Source organism: Campylobacter blaseri (assembly GCF_013201895.1).
Taxonomy (GTDB): domain Bacteria; phylum Campylobacterota; class Campylobacteria; order Campylobacterales; family Campylobacteraceae; genus Campylobacter_B; species Campylobacter_B blaseri.
In genome coordinates this window covers 1585611-1608966 of sequence record NZ_CP053841.1, presented here as the reverse complement: position 1 = coordinate 1608966, position 23356 = coordinate 1585611, and the positions used below count along the sequence as shown (strand labels likewise).

Below are 23356 nucleotides of genomic sequence, written 5' to 3'. Positions count from 1 at the left end.
GCAAAAGTATATTAAAATAAAAATATAAAATTATCTATGAAAAACTATGAGTATTAAAATGATTAAAAAAGAACTTTTTGTATTTACTACTACAAGAAAACTAAAAGAATATTTAAATGAGCAAAGCAATGCTGTTTTGCCAAAAACTATGATAATATCGGAGTTTTTTAGTAGAGCCATATATTCACCAAAATTTGATGAGGTGTCAAAAATTGATAAACTCATTATCATGCAAAAAGCCATTTCAAAAACTAAAAATTTAGAGCAACAGCTAAAAATTTCATCAAATTTCTTTGAATTTTTAAAAAACCACGAGTATATTTTTTCTTTCTTTAAAGAGCTTGCTGTAACTAAAAAAAAGATAGAAGATCTTAAATACAGCGATATCTATGCTAGTTATGATGAGCATTTGGAAATTTTAGAAGAGCTTTTAAAGAACTATAAACTAGAGCTTAAAGATAGAAAACTTTATGATGATATAACTATAGTTGATGATTATTTAATAAATGAAGAGTTTATTAAAAGCTATGATGAGATAAATATATTTATAGATGGTGTTTTAACAAATTTTGAGATTGAGATATTAAATTTATGTAAGAATTTTGCAGATATTAATCTTGTTTTAAATGCCAACTATCTAACAAAAAAAATGCTTAGTAGTTTTGTGGATATAGAAAATAGTTTAGAAATTGCAAATGAGTATATTTTTAATCTAACAAATAACTCTTTAAGTAAGGTTAATAACGCAGAGAAAAACCATAATGTACCAATTTTAGTTAGAGGACTTAGTGGTAATTCCATGCAGTGTTTTTACATATTTGAGAAAATTTCAACATTTATAAAAGATGGAATTAACCCTAAAGATATTGTTGTAATTTTACCTGATGAGAGCTTTAGTGAAATTTTAATGGATTATGATAAAAACAATATGCTTAACTTTGCTATGGGTAAAAAGGCTGAAAATTTACTATTTTATAAACTCTTTAACACAATTATAAAATCAATCCTAGAAGAGGAAGAGATAGAATTAAAAGATGATTATATTAAAAATGAAGATCAGCTAACATCGGTAAATATATTTTTAAACGAGTGTGGCGTTAAAAGTGATTTTTATCGAAACTTTGAAAACAACTTCTACCAAAAAGCAAATTTTGATCAATTTAAAAAGATAGTTTTTGAAATTTTAGAGTATTCAAAAGAGCATGAGATAAGTGGTGCAATTAATGAAATACTATTTAATATAGAGATTTATTTAGAAAATGAGAGTCTAAATTTACGTGAAATTTCAGAGATTTTCCTTTTAGAGTTAAAAAATAGCCATATTGATTATGTAGGCGGTGGCGAAGTAAGTGTTATGGGGCTTTTAGAAAGCAGAGGTCTTAGCTTTAGGGGAGTAATCATGCCTTGTTTTAATGATGAGCTAGTTCCAAAACGCTCAATCAATGAGATGTTTTTAAACACAACACTTAGGAAAAGAGCTGGTTTAATTAGCTATGAAGATAGGCAAAATTTACAAAGATTTTATTATAAAGATATTATAAATAAAGCAAAAAAAGTTGCAATTTGCTACGATGACAATGAAGATAAAGTTCCATCAAGATTTTTAAAAGAGTTTAAAATAATTGAAGATAAAGAGTATAGCGATAAGAGTTATCTAAATCTCTTTAGATCAAAAAGAATTTTAAAAAAAGGCGATTTAAATTTAGTTTTTAAACATGATTTTTTTGAGCAACCACTATCTTTTAGTAGATTAGACCAATTTTTAAAATGCCCAAGATGTTATGCATTAAAATATATTTTAAAAATACAACCTCCAAAAGATGTAGATAGTGATATGAGTGCAAAAGATAGAGGAAATATCTTACATAAGGCACTTGAGTTAACATATAATAATTCAAATATTTTTGATTATAAAATCTTTGAAGAGATGTTTATGAAAATTTCTACAAATTTAAGTGAGCTTGAGAAGCAAATTATGTTAAATGAGTTTAAGAAAATTGAACAAGAGTTAAAAAAGCATGAAGACAAAGGTTATAGGCTTATTAAAAAAGAGATTGAGCTAGAAAATATCTTTGAGGGAGTTAGGATAAAAGGTAAAATAGATAGAATTGATGCGCTAAATGGAGAAAAGTTTATAATTGACTATAAAAGTGGAAGCATTAGAGATAAAAAATCATTGCAACTCCCTTTTTATGAGGCACTTCTTGGAGAGGAAAATGTAAAAAGTGCATTTTTTTCTTTAAGAGATGTTAAGTTTGTAAATAGCCAATCTAGCCTAGATGATTTAAAAAATGTTATAGATGAGTTAAAGCAAATTTCAGGCAAAGATTTTGATTTTGATGTAAGTTATAATTGTAAATATAAGGACTATGATATATTATGCGATTAGATATAAAAGAGAATTACAAATCACTAAAAGCTAGTGCCGGTAGTGGAAAAACATTTGCACTATCCATAAGATATATAGCGCTTTTTCTAAGTGGCGTAAATGCAAAAAATATTTTAGCCCTAACATTTACAAAAAAAACAGCAAATGAGATGCAAGAAAGAGTTATAGATAATTTTTTAAATTTGCACACTGATAAGAAAAAAAATGAGCTTTCAGAGATAGCTAGAATTTTAAATACAGATGAGAAAGATATACTTGAAAAAAGAAATGCATTAAGGAATGAGTTTTTAAGAAGTGATATTAAAATTTCAACTTTTGACTCTTTTTTCTCAACTATACTTAGGGCTTTTGCTTTAAATTTTGGTCTAAATGCCAATTATGAAATAGAACCTGATTTGCAAGATATTATTAATAAAAAATTTGTAGAAGATATCTCAAAAGATAAAAATCTTACATTAAATTTAGCCAATTTCATAACCCAGACCCATTCAAATTTAAGTAGTTTTTTAAACTCTTTATCCCAAATATCAAGTGAAGGGGTGGAATTTAACAAAGGAAGCACTTCTTTTCCAGATGATAGTAAGTTAGAAAATGCTAAGGCTAAGATCATTAATTTTTGTAAAAATATTATAAAAGAAGAAGATAAAAAGCTTTTAACAGAAACTAGAAAAACACAGATAAGCAATATAGAAAAAACAAAAAATCAAGCAGAAAATTTGATATCAAAAATAGATAAAAATAACTTTTCAATACTTCAAGAAAGTTTTATGGAAAGAGATAGTTTAAGCTATAGAACTTTTGGTAGATTGTTTGAGCAAAGTAGCGATTTAGATGTGCATTATCTAAATTTTAAAAATGAACTTAAAGAGTATTTAGTAGCTTTTGAAAAGTATAAGATTAACGAGTTTGCAAAGATAGTAGGTTTATTTAATAGTGTAAAAAACAGGACCATCAAAGACTTAAACACAATAACTTTCAATGATCTTTCTACTATAATATATAGCCTTTTAAGCGATAGGGCGATGATAGATATGGTTTATTTTAGGCTTGATAGCAAGATAGAACATATTTTAATAGATGAATTTCAAGATACAAATGTTATACAATATAAAATTATGCTTCCTTTAATTGAAGAGGTTATATCAGGGGTTGGACAAAAAGATAACATTGGAAGTTTTTTTTATGTTGGAGATATTAAGCAAAGTATTTATAGATTTAGAGGTGGAAAAAAAGAGCTTTTTGATCACCTTGCAAATAGCTATAAACAGATAAATGTTGATAGTTTGGAATATAATTTTAGAAGCAAGAAGTTGCTAGTTAATTTTATAAACGACACCTTTAGAGATAAGGTTTTTGGGTATGTGGATCAAAAAGTTAGCAAAAAAGAAAATCTAACTGGCGGATATATAAAAGCTATAGACGTAGAAGACAGCGACAAAGATAGTGATGAGTATGACAACGAAGCCGTTTTAGCTCAAGCACTAAAAGAGACAAAAGAGTTACTAAACAAAGGTGCAACTGCTGAAAATATAGCCATCTTATGTTGGAAAAATGACAATATAGATAGGCTAAAAGATATGCTTTTAGATGAGGGTATAAACTCTAGTGGCGAAGGTAGCAGGAAGCTTTTTGAAGTTGATAAAATCAAGCTAATTTTGGAATATACAAAATTTTGTATAACAAAAGAGCAGATATATGGTAAAAATGTAGAAAAGCTAAGTGGAGCTACTTTTAAGACATTAAATCTTAATTATAAAAAAACCACAACACAAACTTTAAACTATTTAATAGAACAATTAGGACTTGGCTTTGATGATAAAAACATACTACTTCTTGTAGAAATTTCTAAAAAATATGAAAATATAGTTGAGTTTGCTTTTTCCAAAGATGAAACACTAGCTATAAATGAAGGCGGAGCGGGCGTTAACTTGCTTACTATTCATAAGTCAAAAGGACTTGAGTTTAACCATGTAATATTATGTGATAATTTCTCTAGAGGTGCTAATGATACAGATAGCTTTTTATTAAATTACGATGTAAATAGCAATGAGTGGGAGGTTAAATACAGGATAAGTGGTAGAGAAAAAGTAGATAAAGACTATGAGGCATTTAGAAAAAAGATTGCAGATTTAGATAGAGATGAGAATTTAAATAAACTATATGTTGCCTTTACCAGGGCTAGAAATTCTTTAATAATTATAAAATCAAACACCTCTTATAGTTATTTTGTAAATAGCAAAAATAGTTCTAATGGTATTTTAGATATTGCTAATTTTGAAATAGGAGAGATTTTAAAAGATGAGAAAAAAACAATTCAAAAGACAAAACCTGAAAAAAAGATAGAGTTAAGAGAGGTTCCAGCTCAGAAAATAGATAGTGTAACAACTACAAAAGAGTTGAATCTAAAATCTATAAATTTTGGACTAGCTATGCACTATGCTTTAGAGATGTGTGAACAATTTTCTAAAGAAGAGATAGATAAAGCTATAAAAAAATCAAAAAACAGATTTAATAAATTCTTAAAAGAAGAGGAATTTATAGATTTAAAATTACGATTGGAAATTCTTTTTAGCGATGAGTTTTTTAAATCTTTGACTAAAAATAAAAGAGTATTTAAAGAACAACCCTTTAAATTTGAAGGAAAAACTGGACAAATAGATCTTCTTACTATGAGTGATGAGGCGATTAACATTATAGATTATAAAAGCTCTTTGGGGTTTAGCGATGAAAATATCTCACAAGTGTCAGAATATAAAAAAGTCTTTTCTAAATTTTATCCAAGTGCAATAGTAAATGGCTTTATAGTGTACATTTTAAAAGATAAAATCCAAATAGATGAAATTTAATAATTACTTAAATTAAGTATAGATTAAATTTTTAAAATTCACTTAAATTAAGTTAATATTAAGTTATTTTTCTATACAATCATACTTCACTAAATAAAAAAGGCTAAAAAATGACAAAAATTACAAAACCAAGCGATGTTAAACGCGACTGGGTTGTGATAGATGCAACAGGTAAGAGATTTGGTAGAATGCTTACAGAAGTTGCAACTCTTTTAAGAGGAAAACATAAACCAAGCTATACACCAAATGTTGATTGCGGGGATTATGTTATTATCATAAACGCAGGCAAAGCAACATATACAGGGCTAAACAAAGGTTCAGACAAATTATATCACAGACACTCGGGATATTTTGGAAGTGTAAAAAGTGAAAAATTTGAAGATTTGCTTGAAAAAAATCCTGTAAAATTATATAAATTAGCAGTAAGAGGAATGCTTCCAAAAACAAAACTAGGAAGAGAGATGCTTAAAAAATTAAAAGTATATGAAGGTAACGAGCACCCTCATACAGCACAAATAAGTAAAAAAGGAAATTAATATGGCTACAGTTTATGCAACAGGAAAAAGAAAAAGAGCAGTAGCAAAAGTATGGCTTAAACCAGGCAGTGGTAAAATTTCTGTAAACGGAATGGATTTAAACTCTTGGTTAGGCGGACATGAGATTGCAAAACTAAAGGTTGTTCAGCCACTACTTGCTACAAAACAAGAGACATCTATGGATATTAAAGCTTCAACTCAAGGTGGCGGATATAATGCACAAGCAGAAGCTTTAAGACATGGTATCTCAAAAGCCTTAGCAGATATGGATGCTGATTTTAGAGCTTTACTTAAACCAAAAGGACTTTTAACTAGAGATAGTAGAGTTGTTGAAAGAAAGAAATTTGGTAGAAGAAAAGCTAGAAGAAGTCCTCAATTCTCTAAGAGATAATTATTTTTATTATTTATTTTATATGTTTAAATTTTATAAGTGAAAACAGAACAAATATAATAAATATTGGATAATAATTTATTATATATTTAATGTATAGATATATACTGAACTGTGTTATAATAAGATGATATTTAATTTGAAAGGAATATTATGAAAAAAATTTTACTTGCACTTAGTTTATGTGCATCAACAGCAGTTTTAGCAAATGATGCTAATTATCATTGGGAGTTTACTCCAACAGTTGGTGGTGTTCTTCCTGAAGGAAACACTAATCTAGACAACTCTTTTACTTTTGGTTTAAGAATTGCTAAAAACCTTAAAGAGGGTTTATGGTTTGACCAAATTGAACTTGGTTATGACAGAGTTAGCAAAATGAGACTTGATAAGGTTGAAGGAAAAAAACCTGATCTTGATGTTTATCATTTAAATTTAGTTAAAGATTTTTATCAAATTACTGACAATTTAAAACTATACGGTTTAGTTGGCGGTGGTTATATGGACTTTGATGGTAAAGTTATGAAAAACGATAAAATGAAAGATTTTAGTAGTGGATTTGGTCAATATGGTCTTGGTCTAAAATACTACTGGGCAGATAACTTTGCTACAAAACTAGAAGTTAGAGATGCTATTACATTTGATGATGGATATCACTTTATGTTCTATACATTAGGATTTGGTGTTGATTTTGGCGCTAGATCAACAGCTATGGCTCCTGCGGTTGAGAATGTTATAGGTGATGAAGATGGTGATGGTGTTTTAGATAATGTCGATAAATGTCCAGGAACTCCAGCTGGTGTTGTAGTTGATGAGTTTGGTTGTGAAAAAGTTATCAGACTTAACCTAGGTGTAAACTTTGGGTTTGATAGTGCTAAAATCAAACCAGAATATATGAACGAAATTAAAAAAGTTTCAAATTTCTTAGTTGAAAGACCAGACTATAAAGTAATTCTTGAAGGACACACTGATAGTACAGGCAACGCAAACTATAATAAAAAACTATCAGAAAAAAGAGCTGCTAGTGTTAAAAAAGCATTAATTGACCTTGGTGTTAGTAGTGAAAAAATAAGCACAATTGGTTACGGTGAAGAACAACCAATTGCTGATAACTCTACAAGAGCTGGTAGAGCTGAAAACAGAAGAGTTGATGCTAAATTTAGAAATCAATAATCTTTAACTACACAAAGATACCTCTTTTTGAGGTATCTTTTAAGTACATACATAAAATTTATGAAAAAACCTACTATACTTTTTGACCTTGATGGAACCCTCATTGATTCAACCCAGTCCATACTAGATGGCTTTAAATTTGCATTCTTAGAAAATAACATTAAATATCCCTGTGATGAATTCGTAAAAAACCTTATAGGCTATCCATTAGAAATTATGTTTAAAAATCTTGGCGTAAAAGCAGATCAAATTGATGAGTTAGTTAAAAGTTATAAAAAAAGATATCGAACAACCTATTTAGAAAAAACTACACTATTGCCTGAAGCAGAAAAATCAATTCTTATGGCTTATGAATTTGCTGACATAGGTGTTGTTACTACAAAAACTTCAAAATACTCTAGAGTGTTACTAGAAAATTTAGGCATTGCCTATTATTTTAAAGTGATTATTGGCAGAGATGATGTGGTAAACCCAAAGCCCGATGCTGAGCCAATTTTAAAAGCATTAAAAAATATGCAAAAAGACAGATTACAAGCATATATGATAGGCGATACAAAACTTGATGCTTTGGCTGCATTATCTGCAAAAATACAGCCTATTTGTGTTACATGTGGTTATGGCAAAAAAGAAGATCTCCTCAAACATACAAATCAAGTTTTTGATAAAACTATAGATGCTGTACAATTTATTAAAAAAGAATTAAATTAATTTTTTAAAATTTCAATATTATTACCCTATTAAAACAAATTCGATAAAATTATATATAAAACTACAATAAAGCATTTTGAAAATGCTTTTAAAGGATAACTAATGAGTAAAAATATGAAAACAATGGATGGGAATGAAGCAGCAGCTTATGTCTCATATGCTTTTACAGAGGTTGCGGGAATTTATCCTATAACCCCATCATCTCCGATGGCTGACTACACTGATGTTTGGGCTGCGCAAGGGAAGAAAAATCTTTTTGGGATGCCTGTAAAGGTTGTAGAAATGCAAAGCGAAGCAGGTGCGGCAGGAACCGTTCATGGCTCGCTTCAAGCAGGAGCTTTAACTACTACATACACAGCTTCACAAGGGCTTTTACTTAAAATTCCAAATATGTATAAAATTGCAGGGCAATTGCTTCCTGGGGTTATACATGTTGCAGCAAGGTCAATTGCAGCACAAGCATTATCTATATTTGGTGATCATCAAGATATTTATGCTGCTAGACAAACTGGTTTTGCAATTTTAGCAAGCGATAGTGTTCAAGAGGTTATGGATATAGGCGGAGTGGCACATCTTGCTGCTATAAAAGGCAGAGTTCCTTTTATGCATTTTTTTGATGGATTTAGAACTAGTCATGAAATCCAAAAAGTTGAAGTTATGGATTATAGCCATTTTGATAGGTTAGTTGATTATGATGCTATTCAAAAATTTAGAGATGATTCTTTAAATCCTGAAAATCCAAAAACTAGAGGAACTGCTCAAAACGATGATATATATTTTCAAACAAGAGAACTTTCTAATAGGTATTATAATGCCTTACCTGATATAGTTGCCAATTATTTAAAAGAAATTTCAAAAATAACAGGTAGAGATTATAAGCCATTTGATTATTATGGAGATAAAGATGCAACTAGAATTATAGTTGCTATGGGTTCTGTAAACCAAACAATAGAAGAGGTTGTGGACTATCTAAATAGCAAAGGAGAAAAAGTGGGTCTTATAAAAGTTCGTCTTTATAGGCCATTTAGTTTGAAATACCTTTTTGATGTTATGCCAAAAACAGTTGAAAAAATTGCAGTTTTAGATAGAACAAAAGAGCCTGGAAGTTTAGGTGAGCCTCTTTATCTTGATATAAAAGCGGCATTTTATGGTAAAGAAAAAGCACCTAAAATAGTAGGCGGAAGATATGGACTTAGCTCAAAAGATGTTGATCCTGCACAAATGATAGCTGTTTATGACAATCTTAAAAAAGAAGAGCCTGAAAATGGGTTTACTGTTGGGATTGTTGATGATGTTACATTTACATCTTTGGATGTTAAAGAAAAAATTTCTTTAAGTGGTGATGATACAATTGAATGTTTATTTTACGGTCTTGGTGCAGATGGAACAGTTGGGGCAAATAAAAACTCAATTAAAATTATAGGAGATAAAACAGATCTATATGTGCAAGCATATTTCGCATACGATTCTAAAAAATCAGGAGGATATACAAGGAGCCATTTAAGATTTGGTAAAGAGCCAATTCGCTCTACATACCTTGTTTCAAATCCACATTTTGTCGCGTGTTCTGTTGCTGGATATTTAGATATATACGATGTGATTGATGGAATTAGAGAAAATGGTATTTTCTTACTAAACTCTATATGGGATGCTAAAGAGACAGTTAGTAGAATTCCAAACAAAGTTAAAAAGATATTAGCTAAGAGAAATGTTGAGTTTTATATTATAAATGCTACAAAGCTTGCAAATGAGATAGGTCTTGGGAATAGAACAAATACCATTATGCAATCAGCATTTTTTAAATTAGCTAAAATCATACCTTTTGATGACGCTAAAGAGTATATGAAAGAATATGCAGCTAAAACTTACGCAAAAAAAGGTGAAAAAATAATTCAAATGAATTATAGGGCAATTGACGAGGGTTCTGATAAGTTAGTAAGAGTTGAAATAGATCCTTCTTGGGCAGAGCTTGATGAAGAGATAAAGATTGAAGATAAATATATTGGAAATGATTTTATAGAAAATGTGGTAAAACCTATAAATGCTGCGCGTGGAGATAGTTTACCAGTATCTGCTTTTTTAGGTTATGAAGATGGTAGTTTTGAGTCAGGAACAACCCAATATGAAAAAAGAGGTATAGGTGTAACTGTTCCAAAATGGATAGAGACAAATTGTATCCAATGTAATCAATGTGCTTTTGTCTGTCCTCATGCTGTGATAAGACCATTTTTAATCAATGAGGAAGAAGAGAAAAATGCACCAAAAGGTATGGTTGATAAACTATTAGAAGCCAAAGGAAAAGAAGTTAAAGGGTTGAAATATAAAATTCAAGTTAGCCCGCTTGATTGTACAGGCTGTAATCTTTGTGCTGAAGTTTGTCCTAGTAAAGAAAAATCACTTGTTATGGTTCCGCTTGGAGAAGAGCTTGAGAAAAATGAACAAGAATATGCCGATTATCTATTCAAAAATGTTACATATAAAGATGATTTGATGAATAAAGATAGCGTTAAAGGTATAGGATTTGCTGAGCCATATTTTGAGTTTCATGCTGCTTGTCCTGGGTGTGGTGAAACTCCATATTTAACACTTGTTACAAGAATGTTTGGTGATCATATGATAGTTGCAAATGCAACTGGATGCAGCTCTATTTATGGCGCTTCAGCACCATCTATGCCATATAAGAAAAACAAAGATGGAAAAGGCGTTGCATGGGGGAACTCTTTATTTGAGGATAATGCTGAATTTGGTATGGGAATGAAGGTAGCAAGTGATACAATAAGACATAGAATAGAAGATATTATGCTAAGAACAAAAGATAAAGTTCCAAATGCATTATCAGCACTATATAATGACTGGATAGAGTATAAAGATGATAGTGAAAAATCACCAGCACTTAGTAGAAAATTGGTAGAAATTTTAGAGCAAAATAGAGATAGCGAGGGAGCTAAAGAGCTTTTATCATTAAAAAACTATTTTTCTAAAAAATCACAATGGATTATTGGTGGAGATGGCTGGGCTTATGATATAGGTTATGGTGGATTAGATCATGTTTTAGCAAGTGGTGAAGACATAAATATTTTAGTTTTAGACACTGAGGTTTATTCAAATACAGGAGGACAAAGCTCTAAAGCTTCAAGAACTGGCTCAGTTGCAGAGTTTACAGCTTCTGGAAAACCTGTTAAAAGAAAAGACCTAGGTCAACTTGCCATGACTTATGGAAATATCTTTGTAGCGCAAATTAACTCAAATGCTTCGCAAGCTAATACTATAAAAGCAATAAAGGCTGCAGAGGCTTATAAGGGACCAAGTCTTATAATTGCCTATTCTCCATGTATAGCACATGGGATGAAAGGTGGGTTATCTTCTTCTGGAAACCAAGGTGCTCTTGCTACAAAATGTGGGTATTGGCCAACATATGTGTATGATCCAACTTTGATAAAAGAGGGAAAAAATCCAATTAAAATAACATCAAAAGAGCCTGATTTTGATTTATATGATGAGTTTTTAATGAATGAGACAAGATATAGCTCTCTTAAAAAATCAAATCCAGATAAGGCAGACAAGTTATTTCAAAAAAATAAAAAAGATGCACAGCAAAACTATAGGCAGTTAAAAAGATTAGCAAGTGCTGATTATAGCGATGAGTTTGAAAGTTAAAAATTTATGCACTAGATTTCTAGTGCATACAATGATATAGCATATTTCAATAATCATTATCAGAATAATTTAAGAACTAATTTTGTATAATTAATAAAATTAAACAAAAAGGAAACATTATGTCAGTTCTTGTAGTAGGCGCAGATGAAATAACGCCAATAAAAGCGGTTTTATCGGATTTAGGAGCTAGCAAAATAGAGCATTGGGATGCTAGAAATGAAAATAGAGTAAATAGAAAATCAATACCTTTAGATACAGACTGTATTGTTATGCTAACATCTTTTTTAAATCACAATACTATGAAAAAGATTAAAAATGATGCTAAAAAAAGAAAAATACCAATAGTTTGTGCTAAAAGAAGTGTAAGTTGTGTATTTTGCGAATTTTGTAAAATTTTTGATTTAGATAGAGAATTTGGTTGTTCTAAGTAATATGAATTTCGGTTTTTTAATAGGCAGAGGCGAATTAATACCAGAAATATTTTCTTGTTTGGATAAAAAAGATATATTTTTGTATTTTTTGACACAATTTAATGCATATGTTCAAAAGGAGTTAACAGTCCCTTTGCAATATGTATTAAATTTAAATAGCCTAGAAGAGATTTTTGAAGCTAAAATTCAAATTTTATTAAACAATCTTGATATAAACCATATTAAAAAAATATGTCCTCTTTCTGCCGAGATTATACATAATTATAAAAATAAAAGTTTTAAAGATAAGATTATTTTAGATATTCCTTATTTTAGCGTTGCAAAGCTTATTAAAATGATTTATTTTAAAGAAACGCCGGGATTAGTTTTTAATTCGAAAGACTTTTTTATAAATTATGTATTTTCAAAAATACAAAAAATGCATAAAGATAAAGAGGTTATTGTTGAAGAAAATGTTCTGTATTTAACTAAAAATGATGGAAAAGTTCTATGCGTTATGCCATCATTTAGTGAGTTTAATAGAGAAAAAGAGGGAACTTTTGATAGAGATTTGCGAAAAGCATTCAATATGTGTAAAGAAAATATGGATATTTATTTAGTATTGCCTAGGCAAAAAAAATTGTGTAGGCATATTGAAATTAAAGGTTGCAATAGTTCTGGAAAAGAAAAATCCATAAAAGTTGTGCCTTATTCTATAAATAATAAAATAATAAAAAAAGGATAAAAATGAAAATTGCGATTGTGTTTGGAAGCTCTATGGGAAATACAGAAAATGCTGCAAATTTAGTAAAAGAAAAACTAGGAATTGAACTAGATGTTTTAAATGTTGCTGATATTGATGCAAAAACATTGAATGAGTATGATAAGTTAATATGTGGAACCTCTACTTGGAATGCAGGAGATATGCAAGATGATTGGGATGAATTTAATTTTGAAGCACTTGATTTAAGCGGAAAAACCATCGCTGTATTTGGAGTTGGTGATAGTGATGCCTATGCAGATGAGTTTTGTGATGGAATGGCTAAGCTGTATCATAAGCTAAAAGAAGCAGGTGGCAATATGGTTGGTGCTGTAAGTGCTGATGGGTACAGTTTTGAAGAGAGTGAGGCTATAGATGAAAATGGTGATTTTGTTGGCTTGCCGCTTGATTATGATAATGAAGAAGAAAAAAATGACGAGAGAATTTCATTATGGATTGAGCAGATAAAAGAGTATTTTGTTTAAAACTTTAGATCTAGTAAAAACTAGATCTATTAAATAGTTTTATTTTTACATATTTCTAAAAATTCTTGAAATTTATCCTCATGTTCTAACATCTCATTGTATGATTTTTCTGGAAGTTCATTGTCTTTTGTTAAAAAGCTTATGTAAATTTTACCATCTTTTTCTATTAAAAGAAGTTCTCTGTCATTTGTGATTTTATTATTATATATTACATTTGGTCTTAAATTTACATCTAAGTTTTCTTTATCTAACTCTTCACTATGCTTTTCTTCAACAATAACCTCTTCGTTTTTTTCTTGAATATTATCATCTAAATTTTTAAAGGCACTGTCTTCAAAATCATCAAATCCTTTAAAGTCTAAATTTTCCGAAGGTAATTTTTTAAATTTAAAATACAAAAAAACAAGAGTAACTATTAAAATAAAAGGAATTATAATATATGTAATTTTGAAGTTTGAGCTATTTTTCGTAGTTTCTTTTTGAGTAACTATCTCTTTTTTAGAAATTTCATTAATGGAGTTAGCCAAATTTTTGTCAATAAATTTAATATTTAGTGTTTTATTATCTTTTGATAGTTCTGCATCAAGCTCCAAGTTTTTATCTCCTACAACTACCAACTCAACGCCATCTTTTACATTTTCTATAGTAAAGCTAGATATAATTTTTGAGTTTACATTAGATAAAAACTTTTCTTTTGATTTAACATTTCTAAGAAAAATATTAAAGTTATCCTCATTTTTAGTAAGGAAAATTTCACCATCAAACTCATTATCAAAAACAAGAGCAACTTCAATTCTATCTTGAAATTTATAAGTATTTTGCGATATAAGTGTTGTTGCTCCTAAATTTATAGCAAGCATTAAAAATGTTAAAATTAAATTTCTTTTTACCATATATAGCCTTAATAGTTTAATATAAACAAGCTAATTTAATGAATTTATATAATCATATATCTTACTTGTTTGAAATTTGGGATTTATTATAACATTTAAAACTTCAAATACAACAATTAAAATATAATATTGTTTAATAAAAACATTAAAATTTAAAAATATTTATACTCTTTGGGTAAAATAAAAGATTATAGAAATGAGATAAGATGGAAATTTTACATATTATAGAGTTTTTGGGGCTTGGAGTAGTTGTTGGTGCTATTTCTGGTTTTTTTGGCATTGGCGGTGGAACTGTTGTTGTTCCAACAATGCTTTTTTTAGGATATGATATTAAAACTGCTGTTGGAATTTCAATTACGCAGATGCTTTTTAGCTCTATTTTTGGCTCGTATGTAAATTACAAAAACAATAAATTAAAAATCAACGAAGGTATTTTTGTCGGATTAGGTGGGCTTTTTGGTGCAAGTTTAAGCGGATACATAGTTTCAGGTGTTAAAGAAATTTATCTTGAAATAGGTCTTGCTATTGCTTTGGCTTTAACTATTATAAAGTTTTTTAAAGCTCCACAAATTGCCGAAAAAGAGATCAATTCTATATATATTTTGTTTATAGTTGGATTTTTAATAGGTGTTTTTGCTATAAGTATGGGAATTGGTGGTGCATTGTTTTTAACTCCTATTTTAGTTGGATTTTTAGGATTTGATATTAAAAAGGCACTTTCAATGGGGCTATTTTTTGTAGTATTTTCATCTTTTAGCGGGTTTATAAGCCTTTCTTTTGCTGGACTTGTTGATTATAAAAATGGTTTTATGCTTGGGATTGGCTCACTTTTAGGTGTTTATTATGGTGTAAAATTTAGCCACAAAATTGATAAGTCTTTACAAAAAAAACTGCTTTTAATTTTATACACCATGATGCTTTTAATGACATTAAAAAAGATATTTTTAGGATAGATGATGAATGATTTTATAGATATAATTGGGGCAAGAGAGAATAATTTAAAAAATATAAGTTTAAAAATTCCAAAAAATAAACTTGTTGTTTTAACAGGACTTAGCGGAAGTGGGAAAAGCACACTTGCATTTGATACTTTGTATGCTGAGGGTCAAAGGCGATATATGGAGAGTTTAAGCTCATACGCAAGGCAGTTTTTAGATAGGGCTAGTAAGCCTGATATTGATAAGATTGAAGGACTAACGCCAGCCATTGCAATTGATCAAAAAACAACTTCAAAAAACCCTAGATCAACTGTTGGGACTATAACTGAAATTTATGATTATTTGAGGCTTTTGTATGCAAGGGTTGGCATTCAACATTGTCATAGTTGTGGAAAGCCTATATCAAAAATGAGTGCAAGTGATATCATAGCTGAAATTTTAAAACTACCACAAGATTCAAGAATTATTATTTTTTCACCATTAGCAAGAGAGAAAAAGGGAACCTTTGTTGATATGATAGAAAGCCTTAGAGCAAAGGGCTATATAAGGGCTCAAATAGATGGTGTGATGGTTAGGCTTGATGAGGATATCGAACTTAGTAAAACTAAAAAACATACTATTAAGGCAGTTATTGATAGGGTTGTTATAAATGATGACAACAAAGAAAGAATAGCACAAGATGTTGAAAAAGCATTGGCACTAAGCTATGGAGAGCTTGAGATTGATATATTAAATGCTGATGAGGTAGGGCTAGAAAACGATCACATTCATTATAGTGAGCACATGGCTTGCTTTGATTGTAAAATTTCTTTTACCCCCCTTGAGCCACTTAGCTTTAGCTTTAACTCAGTTAAGGGTGCTTGTCCTGATTGTGATGGGCTTGGGATTAGGTTTAGTTTAGACTTAGATAAGATTATAAATGAGAGTATAAGCATAGAAAATGGAGCGATAAAAATAATGTATGGCTTTAATAAGAGTTATTATTATAAATTTTTATGTGCTTTTTGTGAACAAAATGGAATTAAGATAAAAAAACCTTATGGAGAGCTTAGTGATGATGAAAAAAGACTAGTTTTGTATGGAAATGCAAAGGATGTAGAATTTTTATGGAAAAGACATAAGCTTAAACGGAAATTTGAAGGTGTTGTGAAAATTGCTTATGATATTTTAAAAGGTGAAAATGATTTAGATGAATATATGAGTGAGAGAATTTGTGAAACTTGTGGCGGACATAGGCTTAAAAAAGAGAGTTTAGCGGTAAAAGTAGCAAATGCTACAATAGCTGATATTATAGATATGAGCATAGAAAATTGTGTTAAGTTTTTTAAAAATGAAGAGAATTTTGAGTATTTTAGTGAGCAACAAAAAGCAATAGCAAAACCTATTTTAAAAGAGATAAGAGAGAGGCTTTATTTTTTAAATAATGTTGGTCTTGATTATCTAAGTTTAGGGCGAGATGCTAGAACTATAAGTGGTGGTGAGGCTCAAAGGATAAGAATTGCTTCTCAAATAGGAAGCGGGCTAAGTGGGGTTATGTATGTTTTAGATGAGCCTAGCATCGGACTTCACGAAAGAGATACACTAAAGCTTATAAACACTTTAAAAGAACTTCGTGATAAAGGAAATACTCTAATAGTTGTTGAACATGATAAAAAGACAATTGAGAATGCTGATTTTATAGTTGATATAGGCGAGGGTGCAGGTAAAAATGGTGGAAGTGTAATTTATAGTGGAAGCTATAAAGGTATATTAGAAAGCAACACACAAACAGCAAAATATCTAAATGGCGAAAAAAATATAAATTATCAAAAAAATAGAAAGCAAAAAAAATGGCTAAGCATTAAAAATGTTAATATCAACAACATCTCAAATTTAAGTGCTAAATTTCCACTTAGCAATCTTGTTTGCATAACAGGTGTTAGTGGGAGCGGGAAAAGTTCACTTGTGCTTCAAACTCTTTTACCAGAAGCGCAAGAACAGTTAAATAATGCTAGAAAAGTTAAAAAGATAAAAGGAACTACTATTGATGGACTAGAATATTTAGATAAAGTGATTTATCTAGATCAAAGCCCAATAGGAAGAACACCTAGATCAAACCCAGCTACTTATACAGGGGCTATGGATGAGATAAGAGCTCTTTTTGCACAGACAAAAGAGGCTAAACTTAGAGGTTATAAAATAGGAAGATTTAGTTTCAATGTCAAAGGTGGAAGATGTGAAAAATGCTCAGGTGATGGTGAGATAAAGATAGAAATGCACTTTTTACCAGATATTAAAGTGGTTTGTGATGCTTGTAATGGAGCAAGATACAATGAGCAAACTTTAGAGGTTTTATACAAAGGCAAAAACATAGCTGAGGTTTTGGCTATGAGTGTTGATGAGGCACTTGTGTTTTTCAAAGCAGTTCCTAAAATTTACTCAAAGCTTAAAACTATGCAAGATGTGGGTCTTGGCTATGTAACCTTAGGGCAAAATGCAACTACTTTAAGTGGTGGTGAAGCTCAAAGGGTGAAACTTGCAAAAGAGCTTAGTAAAAGTGATACAGGTAAAACTCTTTATATACTTGATGAGCCAACTACAGGACTTCATTTTGCTGATGTTGATAAGCTAACACAAGTTTTGCAACATTTAGTTGATTTGGGAAATTCTGTTTTTGTTATTGAACATAATATGGATATGATAAAAAATGCTGATTATATAGTAGATATGGGGCCTGAGGGCGGTAGCAAAGGTGGAAAAATAATAGCTTGTGGGACACCAAAACAACTAGCAAAAAATTACAAAAAAACTCTCTCTTACACTGGTCAGTTTTTAGTAGATGAGTTAAAGGGCATGAAATGAAAGCTTTTTTAATAGATGCAGAAAATATCAACTTAAAGCTTTTTAGTGAGATTACTAGATTTGGTAAAAAGGATAAATTTTATATAGTTGGGAATGAAAATTTGAAATTAACTTGTAAAATTCCAAATTTCATAGGTAAAAAAAGATGTAAATTTTATACTTTTAATAAAAGTAGCAAGGATTATGCCGATAAGATTATTTTAACACTTGTTGGTTATCTTTGCTCTAAAAAGAAAATAGATAAAATTTACATAGCTAGCAATGATAAAATTTTCTCTAAAATAGACTATATTCAAGAGATATTTAATAAAAAAGTTCAAATTTTAAGATTTTCAAATGTTGAATGCAAGGAAGATAAAAAAGATATACCTAAAATCACACATATTTCTAAGCCGTTAATTGAAGATAAAACACAATTAAAATTAAAAGAATTTTTTGAGAAAAATCTAAATGAGATAAAAGAAATTCAAAAAAACTCAACCAACAAAGCAGATTTTCATAACAATTTAAGTAAAAAATTTGGACAAAATGGGATAAAGTTGTATAAATATATTAAAGAAAACGCTAGTGAAATTTTAGGCGATATATAGATATAAAATAAAATAAATTAGATTATTATGCAGTAATAGTATAATTTTTATAAGAAGGATAAATATAATGAAAACATTAACGATAATTGATACTTTTGGCTTTTTTTTCAGACTTTACTATGCTATGAGCAGTCTTAGAAATAAAGAAGGAAAACCAAGTGGAATGGTTTATGGATTTGCAAATTTTATAGCAAACTTAGAAAGTGAGTTTAAGAGTGATTATATAATTTTTGCGCTTGATAGCAAGGGTAAAACTTTTAGAAGCGAGATTGATCCAAATTATAAAATAAACCGCCAAACTCCACCTGAAGCGCTTTTGGAACAACTTCCTGTATGTATAGAGATGATAGAAAAAATGGAACTTTGTTCTATCGCATATGAGGGTTATGAGGCTGATGATGTGATAGGAAGCGTTGTTGAAGCTTATAAAAATGATGATATGCTTATAAATATTGTAACTCACGATAAAGATTTATATCAATTAATTAGCGATAAAGTTAGAATTTATAGCCCTGCTAAAAAAGAGATATATGATGAAGCAGGTTGCATTGAAAAATATGGTGTAAAACCATCTCAAATTCGTGATTTTCTAGCTATAGTTGGAGATAGTAGTGATAATATCCCAGGCGTTAAAGGCATAGGAGAAAAGGGTGCGAAAAAATTGCTAGATCAATTTAAAGATATTGAAGATATATATGAAAATTTAGATAAAGTTGCAAATGTAAGAAGTAGGAATTTATTGATTGAGAGTAAAGAAAATGCCTTTTTAAGTAAAAAACTAGCAACAATTTACAAAAAACTAGAAATTCCAAATTTAGAACTTGCTAAATTTCCAACACAAAATCCTCTGCTAAAAATAAAAGATATTTTGGCTAAATACTCTTTAAATAGAATTTTATCAAGCCTAGAAGCTCCAAAGATTAAAAAAGATGGCTCTTTTGAAGATATACTCATCGATAGCGAAGAAGAGCTTGAAAGACTGCTTGTGGATATTAATGAAGATACATTAGTATCTTTTGACACTGAAACAACAGGAGTTGATAGTAAGATTGCAAAAATAGTGGGATTTTCTTTTTGTTTTAATGAAGAAAAATCTTACTATGTTCCATTGACGCATAGCTATTTAGGAGTTCCAAAGCAAATTTCACTAGAATTTGCAAAATGGGCGATAGCTCAAATTTACAAAGGCCATGTTATAGGGCATAATCTAAAATATGATTTTGCGATAGTTAAAAACAACTTTGATTTAAATCCACCTAAAAACTACATAGATACTATGATAATGGCATGGCTAAATGATCCAGGAACTAGCGTTGGCATGGATAATTTAGCTAAAAGATTGTATGACTACAATACAGTTAAATTTGAAAAAATTGTTAAAAAAGGTGAAACTTTTGCAGATATTGATGTTAAAGAGGCTACAAAATATGCAAGCGAAGATGCATGGATAACTTTCAAATTTTATCAAACTTTAAAAAGCTTGCTAGATGATAATTTGTTAAATTTGGCAAAAAGTTTAGAGTTTCCTTTTATAGAAGTATTACTTTTTATGGAAGAGACAGGAATATCTATAGATAGGGATTTACTAAGAGATATGATAGCTAAACTTGATGTGAAATTAAAAGCTTTAACAAATGAGATTTATGAGTTAAGTGGTGAGAGATTTAATATAAACTCAACAAAACAATTAGGAGTTGTGCTGTTTGAAAATTTAGGCTTAAAGGCTAAAAAGAAAACAAAAACAGGATATAGCACTGATGAGAGTGTTTTAAGTGCTCTTGTTGATGAGCATCCAGTTATAGAAAAACTTCTTTCATATAGAGAACTTTATAAACTTCAAAGTACCTACACTCAGCCACTTTTAAATTTAGCCCTAAAAGATGAAAACTCTAGAATTTACACTAGTTTTTTACAAACAGGAACAAGTACAGGAAGACTCTCTTCTAAAAATCCAAATTTGCAAAATATACCAGCGCATGGAAGTTTAGCTAAACAGATGAGGCAGTGTTTTGTGTCAAAAAAAGGTTATAGTTTTATATCGCTTGATTATTCTCAAATTGAACTTAGGCTTTTAGCTCATTTTAGCGAAGATAAAGCCTTGGTGGAAGCTTTTAAAAACGCAGAAGATATCCATGCTAGGACAGCTATAAGTATATTTGGGCAAAGCGATAGCGAAAAAAGAGCGATTGCAAAAAGTATAAATTTCGGACTTATTTATGGAATGGGAGCAAATAAATTATCAAACGAGCTTGGTATCTCAAGAAATGACGCAAGAGATTATATACAAAGATATTTTAAGGCATTTTCAACCATAAAAGACTTTTTGGAAAATATAAAAACAACATCAAAAGAGCTTGGCTATATAACTACTTTGCTTGGTAGAAAAAGATATTTTGATTTTTCATCAGCAACCCCTATGCAACTTGCTATGTATGAAAGAGAAGCCGTTAATACCCGTTTTCAAGGAAGTGCAGCAGATATCATAAAACTAGCTATGGTTAAATTTCAACCACTTTTAAATGATGAAATAAAAATGCTACTTCAAATTCACGATGAGCTTATTTTTGAAGTAAAAGATGAACTTGTAGATGAGTTTAGCAAAAAAGCACAAAATTTAATGCAAAATATCTATGCATTAAAAGTTCCGCTTGTTTGTAGCTTGGATGCAGCAAAAAACTGGGGCGATTTGAAATAAACAAATTCAGCACGCACTCAAGCCTTGATAATCTTGAAATAGTATTAAAATATGCAAATGAATGGGGGTTTAAATTTGTAAATTAATAATAAAAATAAAACTATAAATAAAATATATTTTTACATTAAATACCATTATTTTATGCTAAATTAAAATTAATTTCTTGTATCTAAATTTTATAATAGTCTATATATTTTAATTTAGTATAAAAATAAACTATCTAGAGAATTCCATTAAATAAAAACTAATAGTATATAAAAATCTTAAATTAATAAATCTACATATAATCCAATACAAGCTCAATATATTTTTATTTTATAATAATTATCAATATTTAAGAATAAAATAGTAGAATTAGATTTTATTTTATTAAGTTAATATTTAAATCTTATTAATAAAAGGTTACGTATGAGATATTTATTATTGATTTCTATAGTTATATCTTTATCTTATGCTGCATTTTCTCCTGAAAAAATTATCAATCAAAAACAGAAAGATTTTATTGAAAAGCAAATTTATAAAGAGAAAAAATCTAACGAAAACATTAAAAACAATACCTTTTATGATGTAGAGCTACTTGATACAAATAGTATTACTAAAGATAATAAAAATTGTATACAAATCAATAACATAAACATTTTAGATATGACAGTTTTTAAAAAGAGTGAATTTAATAAAATATTAGATAGATATCTAAACAAATGTAACACTATAAATGAACTAACAAATTTAACAAATGAAATTACAAATAGATATATACAAAAAGGCTATATCACAAGTAAAGCGTATATAAAACCTCAAGATTTAAGCGATGGAGTTTTAGATATAAATATCCTTGAGGGAAAGGTTGAAAAAGTTATAGAAGATAATATAAATATGGTAAATTTATATAATGGCTATGATGGTAGAATGCTTAATTTAAGAGATTTAGAGGTTGCTTTACAACAAGGTGAAAGATTACAATCTCAAAATTTAAACTTAGAACTAATTCCCTCCTCTAAACCAAGCTATACAGTAGTTAAAGTATCAAATACTAGTGATAAAAATAGATTTTATGGCAATGTAGGAATAAATAACTACGGCACTAAAAAAACTGGAAAATACCAAATTTACAATAATTTTAATCTTGAAAATCTACTTAATTAAATGATGTTTTAACTTTAAATTTTAACTTTACAAATAAAGTATTTAAAAGCAGTGATAAAACAATTGGAACATCTATAAATTATAGTATTCCTTATGAAAGATTTTCATTTGATATATTTTATGACTATTCAAATTATGAACAGATAAATGGCGATGGATTTGGAACTACATTTAAAACAGATGGTAGCAATAACTCTAAAGGCATAGAGATATCTTACAAGACATACCACTCTTTAAGACATAGTTTAGAGTTTATTTTAAAATACAATCACAAAAAATCAAACAACCACTTAAATGATGTGAAATTAGATTTACAAAGTTACTCTAGTTCATCTTTTGGTATAGGGTTTAAACATAGTTATAGAGGTATAAACTTTGATTATTATAGTAAATTTTTAGCATATAAAGGTGTTGGTGGAAGTAAAGACAAAGAGGCTCTACCAAAATTATATTATGATAAGTATGTAGTTGATTTAGGATTTAATAGATATTTTAATACATCTAACCATTTGCAATATAATTTTTATTTAAGAGGACAATACAGCAATGATGAGCTTTTTGGAAGTGATGAGATATCTATGGGGGGAATATATAGCATAAGAGGCTTTAAGGATACAGGACTTAGTGGTAGTAGTGGATTTTATACTAGAAATGAGCTATCTATGCGATATAAGATAGGTAGTGCTATAGTGATGCCATATTTGGCAGTTGATTATGGATATGTAAAAAAAGATAAAAATAGTATATTTGGAAAAATTATAGGTTCTAGTATAGGCTCAAGGATATATTTAGATAAATTGAACTTAGAGTTATTTTATAATATACCTTTAAAAGATACAGATTATACAAAAGATGACAGTTCAAAGTTTTTTGGATTTAATGTAGTTTATAACTATTAGCT

Annotated in this window: 16 protein-coding genes and 1 pseudogene; 16 read left to right on the top strand and 1 reads right to left on the bottom strand. The window is 29.1% G+C overall.

Features of this window, described 5'->3' with window-relative positions:
* Positions 1-58: 58 nt before the first annotated feature.
* From CBLAS_RS07925 to fldA, 10 genes are all read left to right on the top strand, one after another.
* Positions 59-2389, top strand: coding sequence for a PD-(D/E)XK nuclease family protein (locus tag CBLAS_RS07925; RefSeq protein WP_241517623.1), 2331 nt, complete (start codon positions 59-61; stop codon positions 2387-2389).
* The gene (locus CBLAS_RS07920; RefSeq protein WP_106872299.1) at positions 2380-5235 is read left to right on the top strand and encodes a RecB-like helicase; all 2856 of its coding nucleotides are present in this window, start codon (positions 2380-2382) and stop codon (positions 5233-5235) included. Before CBLAS_RS07925 ends, CBLAS_RS07920 begins: the two co-directional genes overlap by 10 nt.
* Positions 5236-5345: 110 nt before the next feature.
* Complete coding sequence (gene rplM, locus CBLAS_RS07915; protein ID WP_106872297.1) at positions 5346-5771, top strand: 50S ribosomal protein L13; 426 nt, start codon at positions 5346-5348, stop codon at positions 5769-5771.
* 1 nt (position 5772) lies between these two features.
* Positions 5773-6162, top strand: coding sequence for a 30S ribosomal protein S9 (gene rpsI, locus CBLAS_RS07910; protein WP_106872295.1), 390 nt, complete (start codon positions 5773-5775; stop codon positions 6160-6162).
* Positions 6163-6315: 153 nt separating this feature from the next.
* On the top strand, positions 6316-7332 hold the full coding sequence (locus CBLAS_RS07905) for an OmpA family protein (RefSeq protein WP_106872293.1): 1017 nt from the start codon (positions 6316-6318) through the stop codon (positions 7330-7332).
* A gap of 60 nt (positions 7333-7392) precedes the next feature.
* Positions 7393-8040 (top strand): HAD family hydrolase, encoded by a 648-nt coding sequence (locus CBLAS_RS07900; protein WP_106872291.1) that lies wholly within the window; start codon positions 7393-7395, stop codon positions 8038-8040.
* Between the two features lie 102 nt (positions 8041-8142).
* Positions 8143-11697 carry a pyruvate:ferredoxin (flavodoxin) oxidoreductase gene (gene nifJ, locus CBLAS_RS07895; RefSeq protein WP_106872289.1) on the top strand — a complete coding sequence of 1185 codons (3555 nt, stop codon included), beginning with the start codon at positions 8143-8145 and terminating at the stop codon, positions 11695-11697.
* A gap of 119 nt (positions 11698-11816) precedes the next feature.
* The gene (locus tag CBLAS_RS07890; protein ID WP_106872287.1) at positions 11817-12128 is read left to right on the top strand and encodes a DUF2325 domain-containing protein; all 312 of its coding nucleotides are present in this window, start codon (positions 11817-11819) and stop codon (positions 12126-12128) included.
* A gap of 1 nt (position 12129) precedes the next feature.
* Positions 12130-12852 (top strand): hypothetical protein, encoded by a 723-nt coding sequence (locus tag CBLAS_RS07885; RefSeq protein ID WP_133169623.1) that lies wholly within the window; start codon positions 12130-12132, stop codon positions 12850-12852.
* Between the two features lie 2 nt (positions 12853-12854).
* On the top strand, positions 12855-13352 hold the full coding sequence (fldA, locus tag CBLAS_RS07880; RefSeq protein ID WP_106872283.1) for a flavodoxin FldA: 498 nt from the start codon (positions 12855-12857) through the stop codon (positions 13350-13352).
* A gap of 29 nt (positions 13353-13381) precedes the next feature.
* On the opposite strand, the gene CBLAS_RS07875 is transcribed toward fldA, so the two are convergent.
* On the bottom strand, positions 13382-14245 hold the full coding sequence (locus CBLAS_RS07875) for a hypothetical protein (protein ID WP_106872281.1): 864 nt from the start codon (positions 14243-14245) through the stop codon (positions 13382-13384).
* Positions 14246-14451: 206 nt separating this feature from the next.
* On the opposite strand from CBLAS_RS07875, the gene CBLAS_RS07870 reads away from it, so the two are divergent.
* From CBLAS_RS07870 to CBLAS_RS09700, 6 genes and pseudogenes are all read left to right on the top strand, one after another.
* Positions 14452-15198: a sulfite exporter TauE/SafE family protein gene (locus tag CBLAS_RS07870; protein ID WP_106872279.1), complete on the top strand. Its 747-nt coding sequence runs from the start codon at positions 14452-14454 to the stop codon at positions 15196-15198.
* Between the two features lie 3 nt (positions 15199-15201).
* A complete protein-coding gene (uvrA, locus tag CBLAS_RS07865) occupies positions 15202-18024 on the top strand; it encodes an excinuclease ABC subunit UvrA (RefSeq protein WP_106872277.1) in 2823 nt (940 codons plus the stop codon).
* The gene (locus CBLAS_RS07860; RefSeq protein WP_106872275.1) at positions 18021-18614 is read left to right on the top strand and encodes a hypothetical protein; all 594 of its coding nucleotides are present in this window, start codon (positions 18021-18023) and stop codon (positions 18612-18614) included. Before uvrA ends, CBLAS_RS07860 begins: the two co-directional genes overlap by 4 nt.
* 67 nt (positions 18615-18681) lie before the next feature.
* Positions 18682-21309 (top strand): DNA polymerase I, encoded by a 2628-nt coding sequence (gene polA, locus CBLAS_RS07855; protein WP_106872273.1) that lies wholly within the window; start codon positions 18682-18684, stop codon positions 21307-21309.
* Positions 21310-21717: 408 nt separating this feature from the next.
* Positions 21718-22455, top strand: a complete 738-nt coding sequence (locus CBLAS_RS09705; RefSeq protein WP_172658213.1) for a POTRA domain-containing protein — start codon at positions 21718-21720, stop codon at positions 22453-22455.
* A gap of 56 nt (positions 22456-22511) precedes the next feature.
* Positions 22512-23354, top strand: a pseudogene (locus CBLAS_RS09700) (ShlB/FhaC/HecB family hemolysin secretion/activation protein); the annotation flags it as partial.
* Between the last annotated feature and the right edge of the window lie 2 nt (positions 23355-23356).

Coding starts and splice junctions, on each gene's coding strand:
- CBLAS_RS07860 (WP_106872275.1), top strand. CDS start 18,021: ATGAAAGCTTTTTTAATAGATGCAGAAAATATCAACTTAAAGCTTTTT.
- nifJ (WP_106872289.1), top strand. CDS start 8,143: ATGAGTAAAAATATGAAAACAATGGATGGGAATGAAGCAGCAGCTTAT.
- CBLAS_RS07870 (WP_106872279.1), top strand. CDS start 14,452: ATGGAAATTTTACATATTATAGAGTTTTTGGGGCTTGGAGTAGTTGTT.
- CBLAS_RS07885 (WP_133169623.1), top strand. CDS start 12,130: ATGAATTTCGGTTTTTTAATAGGCAGAGGCGAATTAATACCAGAAATA.
- CBLAS_RS07900 (WP_106872291.1), top strand. CDS start 7,393: ATGAAAAAACCTACTATACTTTTTGACCTTGATGGAACCCTCATTGAT.
- CBLAS_RS09705 (WP_172658213.1), top strand. CDS start 21,718: ATGAGATATTTATTATTGATTTCTATAGTTATATCTTTATCTTATGCT.
- rpsI (WP_106872295.1), top strand. CDS start 5,773: ATGGCTACAGTTTATGCAACAGGAAAAAGAAAAAGAGCAGTAGCAAAA.
- rplM (WP_106872297.1), top strand. CDS start 5,346: ATGACAAAAATTACAAAACCAAGCGATGTTAAACGCGACTGGGTTGTG.
- CBLAS_RS07890 (WP_106872287.1), top strand. CDS start 11,817: ATGTCAGTTCTTGTAGTAGGCGCAGATGAAATAACGCCAATAAAAGCG.
- polA (WP_106872273.1), top strand. CDS start 18,682: ATGAAAACATTAACGATAATTGATACTTTTGGCTTTTTTTTCAGACTT.
- fldA (WP_106872283.1), top strand. CDS start 12,855: ATGAAAATTGCGATTGTGTTTGGAAGCTCTATGGGAAATACAGAAAAT.
- CBLAS_RS07875 (WP_106872281.1), bottom strand. CDS start 14,245: ATGGTAAAAAGAAATTTAATTTTAACATTTTTAATGCTTGCTATAAAT.
- CBLAS_RS07920 (WP_106872299.1), top strand. CDS start 2,380: ATGCGATTAGATATAAAAGAGAATTACAAATCACTAAAAGCTAGTGCC.
- CBLAS_RS07925 (WP_241517623.1), top strand. CDS start 59: ATGATTAAAAAAGAACTTTTTGTATTTACTACTACAAGAAAACTAAAA.
- CBLAS_RS07905 (WP_106872293.1), top strand. CDS start 6,316: ATGAAAAAAATTTTACTTGCACTTAGTTTATGTGCATCAACAGCAGTT.
- uvrA (WP_106872277.1), top strand. CDS start 15,202: ATGAATGATTTTATAGATATAATTGGGGCAAGAGAGAATAATTTAAAA.